The sequence below is a fragment of the Pseudoalteromonas sp. A25 genome, assembly GCF_009176705.1.
Classification (GTDB): Bacteria; Pseudomonadota; Gammaproteobacteria; order Enterobacterales; family Alteromonadaceae; genus Pseudoalteromonas.
In genome coordinates, this window is the sequence record NZ_AP021847.1 from 541,782 (window position 1) to 556,977 (window position 15,196).

Annotated in this window: 10 protein-coding genes; 6 read left to right on the forward strand and 4 right to left on the reverse strand. The window is 41.0% G+C overall.

Features of this window, described 5'->3' with window-relative positions; translation table 11 throughout:
* Window positions 1-676 precede the first annotated feature (676 nt).
* The 5 genes from GDK41_RS18870 to GDK41_RS18890 all read left to right on the forward strand — a co-directional run bounded on the left by GDK41_RS18870 (window position 677) and on the right by GDK41_RS18890 (window position 10,261).
* On the forward strand, window positions 677-1,492 hold the full coding sequence (locus GDK41_RS18870; protein WP_152088023.1) for a hypothetical protein: 816 nt from the start codon (window positions 677-679) through the stop codon (window positions 1,490-1,492).
* Window positions 1,493-1,495: 3 nt separating this feature from the next.
* A complete protein-coding gene (gene rdrA / locus GDK41_RS18875) occupies window positions 1,496-4,237 on the forward strand; it encodes an antiviral RADAR system adenosine triphosphatase RdrA (RefSeq protein WP_152088024.1) in 2,742 nt (913 codons plus the stop codon).
* Window positions 4,234-6,753: an antiviral RADAR system adenosine deaminase RdrB gene (rdrB, locus tag GDK41_RS18880; protein ID WP_152088025.1), complete on the forward strand. Its 2,520-nt coding sequence runs from the start codon at window positions 4,234-4,236 to the stop codon at window positions 6,751-6,753. Before rdrA ends, rdrB begins: the two co-directional genes overlap by 4 nt.
* Window positions 6,754-6,866: 113 nt before the next feature.
* Window positions 6,867-8,930, forward strand: coding sequence for a tetratricopeptide repeat protein (locus GDK41_RS18885; protein ID WP_152088026.1), 2,064 nt, complete (start codon window positions 6,867-6,869; stop codon window positions 8,928-8,930).
* A 218-nt stretch (window positions 8,931-9,148) separates the two neighbouring features.
* Window positions 9,149-10,261, forward strand: coding sequence for a linear amide C-N hydrolase (locus GDK41_RS18890; RefSeq protein ID WP_152088027.1), 1,113 nt, complete (start codon window positions 9,149-9,151; stop codon window positions 10,259-10,261).
* Between the two features lie 32 nt (window positions 10,262-10,293).
* Here GDK41_RS18890 and GDK41_RS18895 read toward each other — a convergent pair whose 3' ends face one another.
* Window positions 10,294-10,773: a MarR family transcriptional regulator gene (locus tag GDK41_RS18895; protein WP_197739504.1), complete on the reverse strand. Its 480-nt coding sequence runs from the start codon at window positions 10,771-10,773 to the stop codon at window positions 10,294-10,296.
* 54 nt (window positions 10,774-10,827) lie between these two features.
* On the opposite strand from GDK41_RS18895, the gene GDK41_RS18900 reads away from it, so the two are divergent.
* Entirely contained in the window at window positions 10,828-11,217 is a 390-nt protein-coding gene (locus GDK41_RS18900; RefSeq protein ID WP_152088028.1) for a hypothetical protein, read from the forward strand.
* A gap of 207 nt (window positions 11,218-11,424) precedes the next feature.
* On the opposite strand, the gene GDK41_RS18905 is transcribed toward GDK41_RS18900, so the two are convergent.
* The 3 genes from GDK41_RS18905 to GDK41_RS18915 form a co-directional block, all read right to left on the reverse strand.
* Entirely contained in the window at window positions 11,425-12,744 is a 1,320-nt protein-coding gene (locus GDK41_RS18905; RefSeq protein WP_152088029.1) for a serine hydrolase domain-containing protein, read from the reverse strand.
* Window positions 12,745-12,807: 63 nt separating this feature from the next.
* Window positions 12,808-13,821 (reverse strand): low-specificity L-threonine aldolase, encoded by a 1,014-nt coding sequence (ltaE, locus tag GDK41_RS18910; RefSeq protein ID WP_152088030.1) that lies wholly within the window; start codon window positions 13,819-13,821, stop codon window positions 12,808-12,810.
* 10 nt (window positions 13,822-13,831) lie between these two features.
* Complete coding sequence (locus GDK41_RS18915; RefSeq protein ID WP_152088031.1) at window positions 13,832-15,142, reverse strand: metal-dependent hydrolase family protein; 1,311 nt, start codon at window positions 15,140-15,142, stop codon at window positions 13,832-13,834.
* Window positions 15,143-15,196 lie beyond the last annotated feature (54 nt).

Here is a 15,196-nt window from a genome sequence, read left to right on the forward strand (position 1 = left end):
AATAACCACTCAGGATAGTCAGTTTCAATATTAGAAAATGTACAGAGTTATCGGTTCTGTCATTTATTGCCATCATCGTACCTGTATTATCAACACTGACACTAAGATAACCCATAACATTTATACAACACGCTTTTTTATGGCTTTTTAGCATGTCTGTCTGCTTATTTATTATCTACTTTAGCCTTTTTATACATGATTTTTTTGCCGCCAAGCCGGCCTTTATCGGGCTTGTTATTAGCATCACCTTATGTGTTATTAATTCCTCTAATTGGGTTTATTTTTGGGCTATTCAGTGTGGTGCAAAATATGTGGCAGTAAGATATTTTGTCACATAACGTCAGCTTACATAGTGTGAAGGGTTTTATTAAGAGGATGTAAAACGAGTTGAAAACCCCCTTAAATGTATAAATAGTGAGGCTCATATCTACAGCCTGCTTGCTGTATGCTCGTACAATCGAACTCAAGCAAACTCTTTTTATTGCAATAAATTATTCTATTAAATAATATGTTACTGATTTGTTGTAATATAACTGTCGGCAGGATAAAGCTTTAATACTCTTGGCAAACTTGAGTTATGTCTCGCGCCTTTTTGTAGAGCGCCCTCTTTTACCTAGCACACCACTTGTATAACCAGATCACTTCTTACATTTAACAAGGCTATTCGGTATAGACTATGGACAAGCATTACACAGCGTTGCAAACAGACTTTGGCGATCTCGTTAAAGAAGCCTATTGCTTGCTCACTCAACGCGCTCAAGATTACAAACCACTACATAAACTGTCACGCAGGTCAGCAGCTGCAGCGAGCATTTTCGTTCTTATCAGTGCATGCTATCTCTTAGCCGGTCTCTCCTTATTTAAATCTACCCCTATTGCAGACATAAAAGCACTAGGTGACATAGTCATTTTTGATGTTGGTGATAGTGCGCAGCTAGAAACCTTATGCTGGAGTTTCAAGCTGTTTTTAGCCTATCTTTTGATAAACCTAATATTCGCTTTCATAAGAATGAAAACGAATAAACTGTGTTCATGTAAGCAAAGTAAAAAAGACGAAGATGATAAGAACAAAGGTTCAGAAAAAACTCTAAGTGAAAATATAAAGTGCAAAATATTTAGCATACTTTATGAACAAACCTATCGTATCTATTTCTTGATTGTCTCATCGGGCATCAGCGCATTGCTGTTTTTTGAGTGGCAACAGTTAATGCCTGTGTTTTTTGCTGTAGGCTTAATTATTTTTATTCTATCTTATTCAATTAATCGCAAGTTTGGTTACACACGCGCATGGTCTAGAAACAGACTATATGCAGAAAAAATACGCATTATTGATGCGCGCTATAAGTCTGGGATAATTTTTAGAGATAAAGCGCATGAAGACTTACTCAAACTGTTAGAACAGTACGAAGAACAAACCCATCAAGATACCGTTAATGACTATATCAGCTATGGAAATTCAGCATTGAACACATTAAAAGGACTGAGGAAGTAATCAATGAGCCAAACACATATATTAAACTTGGATAAAAATGAGTTCAGAGACGACTTCATTGGTAAAGATAATCTGAATGAGCTGTGGCAAGACGAAGCACGCGAAGGGCTGATTAGCCGCTTACAGACCTGTCTAGCTGAAGCCAAGCATTATGCGAAAAGTAGAGCCGACAATCCACATAAAACATGGCTCTCTCACAACGCCATTTTAGTATCGGGGCAACGCGGTACGGGTAAAACGGTGTTTTTAAGAAACAGCGAAGCTATATGGAAAAATGCCAGTCAGCAATCAGACAACAATAAAAGCGCACTGTATTTTTTAGATGTAATTGACCCCACCATGCTCGTCAACGACGACTCTTTTGCCAATGTCATCGTAGCGCAAATATACAGCGAAATAGAAAAGCATATGTTACATCTTGCCCATGTAAGTGGCTCAAGCTCTAAACAAGCGGATAAAAACAAATTTACTCAAGCATTAAAAAAGCTTGCTGATTCTTTAGGTAAGTCCAGCGAGTTTAACGGCCACACGGGTATCGATAAAGTTCAACACTATAAGTCGGGCATACATATCGAGTCTTATTTTCACGAGTTCGTTGAAATATCGATAAAAATTTTAGGCTGCAACGCGCTTGTGCTGCCCATTGATGATGTGGATATGGCGTTAGATCGTGCCTTTGAAGTAGTCGATGATGTGAGAAGGTTATTGGGTTGCCCTTATATAATCCCAATTGTCAGTGGCGATATGCGCTTGTATGAGCATATGACTCAAGTCCACTTTGATGACAAGGCCTATAAAAAACATCGCCATAATCCTGCGCTCATCAACGAGGGTAAGGCAGTCACCAAAGAACTCACAACCGCATACCTTACCAAAGTTTTTCCAAACCAAATGCGGCTATCACTGCTACCCATTAGCCGCTTGGTTAATAGCCTTGAGATCACCCAAAAAGTGGGCAATAAATCTTTGGGGTATCCTATCAAAGAGTATGATAAGTTATTGTTTCAAGCCTTCTACCCACTTTGCCATAACAACGAAGTGCTACAAAACTGGCCTGAGCCAGAATCATCACGTGAACTGGTTCAGTTAGCACGGGCTATTCCCCCCAGCCATATAGATACCTCTCTAAGCGAAAAAAATGTACCTCAACCCGATAGTAAGACACTATGGGAAAGCTATGCTAGCTGGGCAGAACAAAAGAAAAATGGCGTTGCCTACACCAACGCAGCCTCGTATCTAACACTTGTAAATAGAAACACAGAGCAGCCATTTGATATTCAAAAATTACTTTCTTTTAACCCCAAAATGCAAATGGACAAAGAGCTATATCCTTGGGCAAGAGTTGCTTTTTACAAGCAACAGACTGCCGAAATGGCCAAAATTGAAAGCGAAAAGGATCGCACTAATAATAGAGATATACTCGATTCGGTATTTAACGCTCAATCTTTGACTTTGCGCAGCATGCCACCTTTGGAGTTTTTTGACTTCAAATTATTCATCAGTAACAAAACTATCGACAATACACCAAAAACCTTTCTACAAGACGATCAAACTGGGCTTTCAAGTAGCGTAAGAGATAGGGTGTCAACTGAACAACTGCTCTTGGATATATTTACCCACAAAGACTTCTATTCCACCATGTCTAACACCTACCGGTTTGTGTTTATGAGCCGTGCCTTTGAGATTATTGCCTACTCATTTTTGTCGCCCACTGCGGACCATAAACAGTTGGCCGACAATATAATGGCTATCCTGAGCCGAGCACCGTTTTATTCTATCTTTAATATGAATATGACTAAAGCAGTGTTTAATGATGACGATGATGCTGAAACAGAAGAGTTAGAGCATAATAACTCTACACAAGCGTCTACGGCAGCCGAATTGAGTAATCGTATTGCTAATTGGCACATTAATAATAAAACGTTGTTTGAACAAATAGATACACGCAAGCTCACTGAGCTTTTAGCGTATATGTTTAATAAAACATTCACTGCCTTCAACTTATTTAAGTATCAAAGACTATTAAAAACAGAAGAGCGTCGGAGTCTATTTAAAAAAAACCAAGGCTATAAAGACGAACACCTATCGGATCTTGTCACGCGATTTAACTATATGTTACTCAACTCCGCTTACAGTGCAGGAGTACAAGGTGAAGCAATAGCCGCCAATGTCGCTATGACGGACAACTACACCACTATTCGGGACAATTCAGAATTTGAACGCTTCGACCGTACATTAATGCGGAATAGAGCATTTTTGGAAGAACAATCCAAAAGTTCTGATTTAACAGCAGGTGATACACCTTCGCTAACGCTTGCATTCTGCCAAGCCCTCGAACAACACCCAATTATAAAGTTGAATCATTTAGATAAGGGTAAGACCCTAATGCTGGGTAAGTACAAAGAAACTGCTGTAGCTATAAATGACGCTATTTTTGGACAACTGCCTCAAAGTGCCCCAACAGTCGTTTTAAGCGAAGAGATCGATGATAAAATTTATACTACTCTTGTAGAGCTTCTTGCTCTGTATCATATGGATGAACAAACAAGAGCCAGTACCGCAAGATTGCGCAACTGGCTAACTCAAAATACGGATAATATAATTAAGCGCTCTTCAGCCTTCAAATGGTTATTTCAATACCCTAAAGAAATTTTGCAGCAATTTAAAGAAAATAGAGGGCTAAATGCACAATCTGATGAAGGAAAGGTACTTTCTGCGCTCATCGTTTCGGGGCTTTTTAAGTGATCTGTACATCAGACAAATCGGTTGTTGCAGCCGCGCTACTTACATCAGATCGCTTGCTCAAAACCGCAGACAATTTAGAGCAAGTGCTAACGCGTTCTGAAGCGCCCGAGCATAACGCCAGTTTTATCAACGCCGTTGAAGACTATCAAAAGTATGTGAGCCATACGCTGCGTACTGACGATATACGCCATATGCTCACACTACACGGCACTTCAGATATTGATGGGGACCCTGAACAGTTACTGAGCAAACTGGCCGACTATTATTTGCAGTGGCAAGGCAATAGCTTTGAGGTCAAACCCAAAAAGCTCGATCAATGGTTAGAGTTACTTAGTTTAATTGACCCTAGTTGGGTTGTTGCCCAAGCCTATAAGGATATTACATCGCAACACGGGGTGAGTTATCTAGATGTCATCAATGCCATTGTTAACGAGCAATGCCCGTTTGCCCTGCCTAATGACAGGTTCGGTCGAGGCTATGCAGATAACCATGTACATTTAGGAGGACATGGTTACATAGGCCCTTCGCTGCTCAGCTTTGCCCTATACGGAGAACAACTTGATGATGCCATCGTTTGGCCAAGGCGCAGTGAGTATACCCAGTTTGAAAGTGGAGTGTATAAAAAACAAAGTTTACCTATTTGGTGCCATTATTTAGGGTGCAAGCTGATTGAACGCACGTTCAATGTCAGCGACAAACCATTTATTCCTTTTAGCTCAGAAGAAGCAAAGAAAGCTGAGCATAATATCCTAGTTTACCTCAATGAAGATGAAGCACAGCTACCATCGCAGCCCTACTTTGTTGCTGCACATAACCGTTCGGCCCCTTCAGCAAAAAGGTGGCTACTGTATTGTTTAGGCATATTAAGCACTCATAGCAATCTTAACTTACTAAAAAGCCAATTTATTCGCACCAGTAATATTTTAAGAAACTACATGGTGGTTTCTGGTGTAGGGCTAAGCCAATTTGTGAACCATTCACGCTTCAAAGCCAGAGACGTGAGAGCACTCAAACACCAAACTAACAGTGCGCTTGATGCGCTAAACGCCGATATGCACCAGAATTACCGCGAATTTAGGGCTACTTCTAAGGTGTTACTTGGCAGCGAGTGCTTTCCAAGCAACCCAGATACATTAGCTAAAGTGCTAAATGGACTATACAAAATCAGTCTCGCCGAACGGGTACACTTTGTTTTACACTTTACCCGCTCTGGAGAGCGTAGCGACAAGTACCAAGAAGGTTTCAGGAAAAGACTCAAACAACAAGTCAATATGCTACAAGAATTTGCTTGTTCAACCACGTTTTCAGAAGTAGAAAGTAACAAAAGCGGGCTTTCCAAAGCTCAGAGTGAGTTAACCTTTGATTTGCGCAAAGCCATTCGTGGTTTTGATGTCGCAGGCGATGAAAATCAGCTCCCCATTGAAGTTTTTGCACCTGCCCTTCGGGTACTACGCGAAGCTAAGTATAGCTCTAAAGGTATGTTTTCTAACCGTATGCAACGACCCTTCTTAACTGTTCACGCGGGTGAAGATTTCAGCCACTTACTCAGCGGATTACGTGCTATTGATGAAGCCGTCTACTTTTGTGACTACCAAGCGGGTGATAGGCTAGGCCATGCATTAGCCTTAGGCGTCTTACCCAAAAAATGGGCAAAGCGTCAACGTGTTGCTTACCTGACATTAGATGAGCACCTAGATAATCTAGTATGGTGTTATCAAAAAGCACTAGAAGTCGTACAGCAGGTACCACAGTTTACCGGCGTGCTACAGTTACTGAACGAAAAAATTCAATATTGGTCGTCACTTCTGCATGGGCAAGAATATACCTGCCGAACACTGTATGAAGCATGGAAACTGCGTAAAAATTGCCCTTTAGCTGTGAGCAATAAGAATCTTATGGGACCCGGTTGGGCGATTGATTTTGATGAAAATAAGCCATCAAACACGTCTAATAAGGCATTTGAGCTTTGGAAACAGTACACGGATAATAGTTTATTATCAGACAATAATCAAAAATCTGTCATGATCCACTGTATTCCTAAACAAGGTGAAGAGCCGTTTGGCACAGAGCAAGGAATGTATTTTGATTCTATTTCTGCTGCAGAGCTTGAGCTGTACGAAGCCATTCAAGATTTACAGATGGAAAAGTATGCCGCTCAAGAGATAATTATTGAAGCATGCCCAACCTCCAACGTTTATATTGGTCGTTTTAAACATCATCGCGAGCACCCTATTTTTCGCTGGGATCCTCCTGAACAAGAATGGATCAAGGTGGGTGAAAAATTCAATCAGTTTGGTCTTCGAAAAGGCGCAGTTGCCGTGTGTGTTAACACCGATGATTCTGCCCTGATGCCAACCACTATTCAAAACGAACATCGTATATTACAGCAATCGGCAATTGAATATTATGATGTGGGTGTCAACAAGGCTGAAATTTGGATAGAGCGGATACGTAAAAAAGGCATAGATGTATATAAGAGTAACCATTTAGACTGGGTAAACAATAAATTAAGTTAGTTTAAGGGGTTAGTATAACCCCTTGGTAAACAGATCTAAGCTCTGTTGTTACTCGCAAACCATACAAACTCAGCTAGACTAAAATAAGTCGTAACTAGCAGTAAGCAATATTGATGAAAGAGTGTATTTGGCTGTTTCTTTCCCTCTCAATTTTTCTATGTACTTCAATAAATGCACAACTGCCCGATGAAGAGTTCAGTCAATTACGCACACAAGTAAGTAAAGCGGGCGGTCAATCGCCTTTAGCTGGCATTGACCAAGCTGAAACAATAATTAACGAGTACAGTCAAAAACTTGCTAACTTTCAAACCATTCGATTGCTGTATCTCAAAGCATGGTATCAAATTAATGCAGACCGACTAGACGCGGCCATGGATACCCTTGCTCAGGCGCGCTTAATGGCACGAGATATTGATGAGCCAGGCATTTTATATAGTTATTATAGTATCTCCGCCAGTGCCTTTTCTAATGCCGAGCTTTATGATTTAGCTTTAAAAAGTAACTTAAAAGCATATCAAGAAGCGCCCCTATTAAACCGCCCTCAATTTATTGCCCAAACAGAAAACAATATCGGTCACGTATACTTAAAATTAGGTCTGCTTGACGAGGCTGAAAATTACTTTCAACGTTTTTATAACTCGGCGGTTGAATTAAACTTGGCATCTCAAAAATCTACTGGATTAAACAACTTAGGCGAAGTTTCTTATTTACAAGGAAAGCTTGAAAAGGCGAAAAAGTTGCATCAAGAAGCACTTGAGATCCGCAGAGCAAATGGTTACGACTACCATTTGTCTTGGTCACTGTATAATTTAGGCCGAGTTTATGCCAGTGAAGGAGATTTTCGCCAAGCTGAACAATATTTAAAAGAAGCCATCACAAACTGGCAAAATAAAAGTGCCCATTCAAAAACCGATAAACCACTATTAGCGCTTGTGGACCTTTACCTTAAACAAGGAAGGCTAGATGAAGCACAAGCAAAAATAACGCAAGTCATCGAACTTGCACAGCAACACAAGCATTCCAGCTCGTTGCAAAAAGCATTAAAACTTAAAAGTGAACTCAAACGACAATCAGGAGAACTTGATCAAGCTTTGCAAGCCCTAGAACAATACCACGCAGTCTATGAAGCGTTCAGCAAAAAACAAGCTTCTATTGGGCTTGCATATATCGTTTCGCAAACAGAGCTGCAAACCAAGGAAATGGCTTTAAAACAACTTGAGCAAACACACCAAATAACACTTGCCAAGGCCGAGTCAGAGCGCCGGCAAGGTTGGATTATAATGTTCAGCGCACTCACTATCATCCTAGTAACATGGGGCTTTGTGTACCGTCTGAATAAAAAAAGAAGACAACTTCAAGCATTGCTAACACAACTTACAAACACCCAAGAAAAGCTCGTTGAGTCTGAAAAAATGCGTGCCATGACCACACTTGTATCTGGTATGGCTCATCAACTAAATACGCCACTTGGATTGGTTATTACCGCTGATTCAAGCTTACAATCGCTGGTAGAAAAACTCGCTAAGCAGTTTTCTAGTCAATCCTTAACACAAAAATTGTTAGCGCAATTCATCGATGAAGCAACGGAACTGTTAGCACTGAGCCAAAAGAATAGTGAAAAAGCCGCAAATATGGTGCAACGCTTTAAAATGATGTCAGCCAAATTACAGATCAGTGAGCTAGGTAGCTTCTGTATATTGAGTTTTTTACAGAGCCACACAAAAACTTTAATTACCACTCAAACTAAATCGATAGACCTACATTTAGATGGAGAAAATATTGAGATAACTAACTATGCCCCCCTGTTACTCAAAGTGATCGCACAACTAATTGAAAACTCCGTAAAGCATGGCTTTACAAATACAGACAAGCCCAAAGTGGATATTTTTGTTGAACACGACACAACCGATCATGTGCTCATTCATTACAAAGATAATGGCTCTGGAGTTGCAATAGAAAAACGCAAACAAATTTTTGACCCCTTTTATACTACCCGGTTAGGAGAAGGAAGTTTAGGTTTAGGTCTTAACATTATCTACAACTGCGTAGTGCATATTATGTGTGGACAAATCGACTGCATTGAAGATAGCGAAGGCGCACATTTTGTGATCCGCATTCCAAAAGAGATAGCGCATGACACAGTTGTTGACGCAAGCCCTGTTGAATCCCACGGATAGGCAATGCACACTTTGTTTTCTAATAACTTTTTATGATAAGTGGTGATTTGATATCAAATACACAGGGCAGCAAATCACCATCAATTACTGCAAATTGCAATCAAACTCTTAAGGTTTCCTAGTCTGCATGCGCTATTGCGATATTTGCTGTAATTGCATGTAATAGAACCAAGTTAATCGCATACATATACTTTCTATGTTCAAAAAAGGAGAATAGTATGTGTACTAATTTTGTAATCACAACCGAAACAAGCACAAATGAGCAATCCCTTTCAACTTCACCAAAAGCGGTCATCGTTGGGAGAACAATGGAATTTGGCAACCGCTATGTTGCTGATGGGAAAGTAACCATCTTACCTAAAGGTGAGCAGCTATATTCATATGGCTCAACAAAAGCAGACCACAAATATTGTATCGTGGGAGTAAATATTCATGTCACAAATGATGACCCTAATAAAGAAGACAACTCCCCTACCGTTCAGCTACTTGCGAATTGTTTAACCGATGGTTTGAACGAAGCAGGGCTTACTTGCGGTTCACTATGGTTACCAGGCTCTGAGTACATGACAACACACAAGTTTCTAGAAAGTGATATACCCGTCTATCTATTTACCAACTGGGTGCTGGGCAATTTTTCATCTGTAGAAGAAGTAAAGCAGGCTGTAAACTCAAATGACTATCGCTTTTTTGAAGTCGAAAACCTTCCTCTTCCTTTACACTTTCCTATTACAGATAAATCAGGAAAAAGCATTGTTATAGAGTTTTCTTCAAGCGATGGAGAACCGAGCGTTTACGATAATGAGCTTGGCATTTTGACTAATGCCCCAACCTATCCTGAGCAGCTAGCTAATTTAAACGCTATGCTACGAGAGCATAAGTTTAGCCCATACAACCCAGCTCAAGTGCCGTGTTCAATCAAAGCACCACAAGGTGAGGGATATGGACTGGCGGGATTACCTGGTGATCCTATTCCTGCTTCTCGCTTTGTAAAAACAGCGGTTTTAAAGCAGTTTGCAACAGATGCCCAAGCTGGATATGAAATCAAAAACGCAGCGGATGCCAAAACCCTAGCTTATCATTTAATTAACGCCGTTGACTTACCAAAAGGTGTGACCCGATATGGTGATGCCCACTCAAGTGACGGCAGTGATTATACACAATGGATTGTAGTTAAAGACTTAAGCCATGGTGAATTCCAGATCCGTAAATACGACTCGCCAATCCCCTATAAGATTGACTTTGAAACTATAAGCCAACTTGAATTAACTGAACCTATGTTTATTGATGTACCTCAAAACGCAGACGCGTTATCGCTTATACCGAATCATTAATACAAACCAGCTTGAGGTAACCCACCTCAAGCTTAGCACTTTGAGCCAGCTAAAAACTCAATTGATAATTGGATCTGCTCTAAGTTAGCAATGGTCGAGTCAACTGCATGCGGCGCCATCTGTTCACAAAACAACTTATCTAGGCCAGATAAGCACAGCCTTGCTTCAGCCATAAGTTGCTCTCCAAGCTCAGTAAACACGATAACTTTCTGTTTTCCATGCCCTGTTTTTTGCTCTAAGTACCCTAAACTACACATTTCTTTGACTGATTTTGCAACCATTTGACGTGATACATCTAAACTTCTTGCTATTTGAGAGCCATAATTTTCCCCACACTCCAACGCACTTAAAAAGTTCAAGGCTGAGGGGGTGGCACCAATAAACCCTTTATTTTGAAGATAACCAGAAAGATATTTTGAAATACTGTTATGCACTTTAGCCGCTTTTGACACCAATTGCAGGGCCTGACTATCAACCATAGTCACTCCCCTACTTGTCAACCTTGTTGACATAGATAACTCCACTCGCTATTCTTATGTCAACCTAGTATACATAAGGATGCACGTATGATCACATTAAAGGCTGTTTTGCGGGCAAACGCGGCTAGCTGTTTGCTATTTGCCACTATATTTGCCTTAATTCCCCAGCATGTTTCGCTATTTCTAAGTGCGGAGCACCGTGCTCCTGAGTATGTAATATGGATTTTAGCAGGCGTGTTAATGATCAATGGTTTACACCTAATTTGGGCATCATCGAGACAATCGCCACCCAAATTGCTCATCTATTATTTCTCGTTTGGTGACTTTATATGGGTACTGTTATCAATTGCTTTAGTTTGCGCAAATATCTGGGTTACCTCTACACAAGGAAAATTGCTCACATTACTGGTCGGTGTCATGGTTGGGATATTGGGAGCCTTACAACTCACTTTATTAAAAAAACCAACCAATGGGTAAAATCAAACAAACACATACCATGATTTATACCGTTCATTTACTTAACTAAACAGTCTATTTTGAGGCAAGAGAACCTTGTGGTAGCAAGGCAAAAAGTTTGTGATTTCGTTGTTCAAAATAAGATATTTTTAACGCAGCTAGTGTCAGGTTTAATCCCTTAAAATGCTCAAGTGTTATTGCCCATTGGTATTAAACCTGCCATTAAGATTACTTTTGCTTGATTAAGTATTCAGCTAAAGCTTGATATGCGGGTAAAGAAGTTGGGTCAATTTGCGCATTTTTTGCAGTAGGGTAAGATGCAAACCGCACTATCACCATATTAGCCGTCGGATCGATATAAATGGTCTGCCCATGTACACCTCTCGCTGCAAAAGCTTCATGCTCGTTATGTAACATCCACCACATGCTGCGATAACTCCCCCCACTGAGTGACTTGTACCCAGCCTTACTAAAAACTTGCTTATCACCACCTTGCTTAATATTCTTCACCACGCTTTTAGGGAAGATCCGGCTATTATTAAATTCCCCTTCATTTAGCATCAATTGTCCAATTCGGCCAAGATCACGCAAGCTTGCACTGAGGCCACCGCCAGCAAAAGGGGTTCCTTTACTGTCTATAGTCATGTATGCATCTTGTTCAGCACCGATTTTTTGCCAAAGTAACTCAGACATTAAGGTACTGACATCTTTTCCCGCTGTACGTGACACTATCCAACCTAAAGCATCAGTATTAACGGTTTTGTACGCAAATGCCTCACCATGCTCACCTTTTTGAACAACACTTTGCAAATATTCAAAATACCCCTCAGGGCCTTGATATTCTTTAGGTTTAGGTAATGGATTTGCCGCCTTAGAGTAAATCCAAATATCAGCATTTGGATCGGCATAATTTTCGCTATAATCGAGCGCCGTCGTCATATCCATCACTTGTCTAACCGTTGCACTGCCAAATGCACTTCCTTTTAGCTCTGGTACTATGCTGTCAACTTGCGCATGTTCATTTAATTTGCCCTGGGCTATTAAAATCTCAGCGAGCAACCCGGTTAGCGACTTAGTCATCGACATTGCCGCATGTTTACGCTGCTCATCAAGGCACCCTGCATACTTTTCATATACAACTTTGCCTTTATGCAGTACCAAAATGCCGTCAGTATAATTAGCATCTAATGACTCTAACCAAGTCATGCTCTGCTGTTGACCTAGAGGCTTGAACGTCACAGCATCGATGTTGTTATCTAGCGCATACATTAATGATGTAGGTACACCTAAGCCACGGCTTACGTTTTTGGTTGGCAAAAACTCCCGTATATGGCAAACAGTCCAGCGTAATTTTGGAAAACTAAAATAGTTTGACTGGGGCTGAGTTATTAACTTGTCAGGAGCCGGTGGGCTGCCTACCATCCATCCAAGCTTTTTGGGATCTGACTGTTGTGCACTTAAATAATTAGTATTTGAGTTCGCCCAACTTTCCTGTGCCACTAAGCTAAGCGCACAGGAAAATAAAACAGCAAAAGAGATTAGTTTCATAAAGTGTCCTTTTTACGGTAGCAAGTCATGCCTTAATTAGTAAAAGCTTTTTTAATAAACGTCCTAAGGCAACTCAGTTCGCAATGCAGCAAGCAACATGTCAATATCATCACGGGAGATATCTTTGTGCGTTACAAAGCGCATGCCTTGGTAGCCAGGTGTGATCACTATATTCTGCGCTTTTAGTTTTTCGCTTATTCGCTGAATATCAACGCGCTCATCAATATCCGCAAATACGATATTTGTGTGTACTTGATATGACTCTGTGCTAAATCCTTTTAAGGAGTTTAACTGGTACGCCAAATACTGTGCGTTGTCATGGTCTTCAGCTAACCGACTCACATTGTGAGTTAATGCATAATATCCAGCAACAGCCAAAATCCCAGCTTGACGCATACCACCACCGAGCATTTTTCTCAGTCGTCGCGCTTTTTTGATAAATTCATGATTGCCTAGTAGTAGCGAGCCCACTGGTGCGCCCAACCCTTTTGACAAGCAAATTGTCATTGAATCAAAATGCTGGCTAATGTCTTTTATATCAACGTTTAATGCAACAGCCGCGTTGTATACACGCGCTCCATCCAAATGCAATGCCAATTGGTGCTTGTTAGCAAACGTCCTTGCTTGCGCCAGATACTGCAAACTTAATACTTTGCCACCGATGGTATTTTCTAAACTCAGTAAGCGTGTTCTGGCAAAATGACTGTCATCAGGTTTAATGGCTTTTTCAAGTTTGTTGAAGCATAAGCTGCCGTCAGGCTCATTTTCAATAGGTTGAGGTTGCACCGAACCAAGTACAGCAGCCCCGCCCGCCTCATATCGATAGTTATGAGCATTTTGCCCACACAAATACTCATCACCACGCTCACAATGGCTCAATATCGCCAATAAATTTGCTTGTGTGCCAGAGCTTACAAACAAACTGGCTTCAAAGCCGTGGCGCGTAGCTGCCCACTGCTCTAACTCATTAACACTGGGGTCATCTCCATAAACATCATCGCCAACAGGTGCATTGCTCATCATTAATCGCATTTGCTGACATGGCTGAGTCACTGTATCGGACCGAAAATCTATCATGTTATTTCTCTTAAAGTTGGTTTTTATATACAACACCATTTTTCATTACAAAGCTTACTTCACTCAACGCCGAAATATCTTCTTCTGGGTTGGCTTTAAGGGCTATGATGTCAGCATATTTACCAACCTCTAACGATCCTAGATTGTCTTCTTGCCCAAGGAGTTTGGCGGCAGATCGTGTCGCACTCACTAGCACTTGTTTTGGTGTCATGCCAAACTCAACCATCAACTGCGCTTCTTTTGCATTATCTCCATGACGAGACACTCCAGAATCGGTTCCAAAAGCGATGTTTACTTGGTTTTTAAGAGCATTTCGAAACGACTTTTCAACAACCGGTGCTACTTGACGAACTTTATCAGCAATTGCCTTAGGCATATTAGGGTTATTCAGTACCTCTTTTGATACTGTATGGCCCGCTAACAGGGTTGGTACTAAGTAAGCGCCATGGCGCTTAAACAATGCAATTGATTCATCATCTAAATAGGAACCATGCTCTATCGAGTCTACACCTGCGCGAATAGCGGCATTAACGCCCTGTGTACCATGTGCATGCGCTGTTACCTTGCGCCCCAGATTGTGCGCAGTATTAACAATGGCGTTAAGTTCATCATCAGTTAGTTGCTGATTAACCCCCGCTGCCGTATTGCTCAAAACACCACCCGTTGCGGTAATTTTTATCACGTCAGCGCCATACTTAATGACCTCTCGCACTGCACGCTGACAATCAGCCGCACCGTCACAAATACCAAGACTTGTGTTCATTGTTTCTGTTAAATCGCGGCGATAACCATGCATATCTCCGTGTCCACCCGTTGCAGAAATTGCATTGCCTGATGCAAATATTCTTGGGCCAGTAATAAGTTGTTTTTCTACAGCGCGTTTAAGTGGAAAAATAACCTGATATCGAGCCCCTAAATCTCTTACTGCAGTAAACCCCGCATCCAGCGTTTTTTGTAAATAAGGAATTGAATTTAACGCATAGTCTGCATCATCTTGGGTTAACCACGCATGTGGGTTTACTTGTTTATCTCGTTCAAAGGTCAAATGCACATGCATATCTATCATACCAGGCATGACATAGTAATCTTTAAGGTCATAGAGCTTTACATCTTTAAGACCCAGCTTGTGAGGTAAGATATACCCTTCATGTATAGCCGAAACCTTGCCATCCTCTAGTACTAATGTTTGCTTTGTTAATGCATCTTCCTCAGGCTTTACTAACACCTTTCCGGCATAAATTACGCCATCAACCTTGGCAAACGCACTAAAGCTAGCTAGCACCGTGCTTGCGAGCAATAAAACCGTCTTTACTTTTTTCATTGTTTTTACTCCTTCCGATTACCAGAGTTATACCATACCCGCCGTTGCTGATTG

Coding starts and splice junctions, on each gene's coding strand:
- GDK41_RS18870 (WP_152088023.1), top strand. CDS start 677: ATGGACAAGCATTACACAGCGTTGCAAACAGACTTTGGCGATCTCGTT.
- rdrA (WP_152088024.1), top strand. CDS start 1,496: ATGAGCCAAACACATATATTAAACTTGGATAAAAATGAGTTCAGAGAC.
- GDK41_RS18885 (WP_152088026.1), top strand. CDS start 6,867: ATGAAAGAGTGTATTTGGCTGTTTCTTTCCCTCTCAATTTTTCTATGT.
- GDK41_RS18890 (WP_152088027.1), top strand. CDS start 9,149: ATGTGTACTAATTTTGTAATCACAACCGAAACAAGCACAAATGAGCAA.
- GDK41_RS18895 (WP_197739504.1), bottom strand. CDS start 10,773: ATGTCAACAAGGTTGACAAGTAGGGGAGTGACTATGGTTGATAGTCAG.
- GDK41_RS18900 (WP_152088028.1), top strand. CDS start 10,828: ATGATCACATTAAAGGCTGTTTTGCGGGCAAACGCGGCTAGCTGTTTG.
- GDK41_RS18905 (WP_152088029.1), bottom strand. CDS start 12,744: ATGAAACTAATCTCTTTTGCTGTTTTATTTTCCTGTGCGCTTAGCTTA.
- ltaE (WP_152088030.1), bottom strand. CDS start 13,821: ATGATAGATTTTCGGTCCGATACAGTGACTCAGCCATGTCAGCAAATG.
- GDK41_RS18915 (WP_152088031.1), bottom strand. CDS start 15,142: ATGAAAAAAGTAAAGACGGTTTTATTGCTCGCAAGCACGGTGCTAGCT.